Source organism: Sulfitobacter sp. HI0129 (assembly GCF_001635395.1).
In the GTDB taxonomy this organism is placed as follows: domain Bacteria; phylum Pseudomonadota; class Alphaproteobacteria; order Rhodobacterales; family Rhodobacteraceae; genus Sulfitobacter.
In genome coordinates this window covers 1-211 of sequence record NZ_LWGH01001049.1, presented here as the reverse complement: position 1 = coordinate 211, position 211 = coordinate 1, and the positions used below count along the sequence as shown (strand labels likewise).

Sequence of the window (211 nt, the reverse complement as noted above, 5' to 3'; positions counted from 1 at the left end):
TCCTCGTTCTGCTGTCCCCATGTGCTCCGGGGTTCGGGATTATCGTAAACTCTTTACGTCTCTTTTCCCAATCCTTCCAGCAGTGGAACAAATCGAACGGCGCGTAATTCGTCGTATTCAAGGCCGTTGGCGGTTTTCCGCACCCGGATTAGGTGCTGTACCGCGTCCGACTGGCCCACCGGCAGAACCATGATTCCCCCTTCCTTCAACT

At 55.0% G+C, this 211-nt stretch carries 1 pseudogene; it reads right to left on the bottom strand.

From position 1 onward, the window contains the following. Positions 1-53: 53 nt before the first annotated feature. Positions 54-211: pseudogene (locus A3764_RS22450) on the bottom strand (protein-L-isoaspartate(D-aspartate) O-methyltransferase); the annotation flags it as partial.